Origin of the sequence: Vibrio sp. 10N.222.49.C9 (genome assembly GCF_041474985.1) — a bacterium.
GTDB lineage: Bacteria > Pseudomonadota > Gammaproteobacteria > Enterobacterales > Vibrionaceae > Vibrio > Vibrio crassostreae_C.
In genome coordinates, this window is record NZ_JBFRVD010001513.1 from 1 (window position 1) to 317 (window position 317).

The window sequence follows — 317 nt, forward strand, 5'->3', positions numbered from 1 at the left end:
GGTATCTTGGTACTCATCCACTAAAAGGTATCGAATGCGTGCTCGCCAGCGCTCTCGCACTTCCTCGTTTTGCTTTAATAGCAATACGGGCATAAGAATCAGATCATCAAAATCTAGGGCGTTATAAGCCACCATCTGGCGCTGATACATCTCAAAGCAATCGGCAAATAACGTATGTTGTTCACCCTGCGCCGAGGCTCTTGCTTGAGCCGGCGTCAGCATGTCGTTCTTCCAGTTTGAAATGGTACTGACTAGCTGGCGAAGTAAATCCTTGTCACCGTCTAACAAATCTTCCGTAAGCTCTTTGAGCATTGAAA

Annotated in this window: 1 protein-coding gene; it reads right to left on the reverse strand. The window is 46.7% G+C overall.

All coding sequences use genetic code 11. The features are described from left to right. Positions 1-317, reverse strand: a 317-nt coding sequence (locus AB4585_RS29020; RefSeq protein ID WP_372172255.1) for a UvrD-helicase domain-containing protein, incomplete at both ends; no start/stop codon positions are given.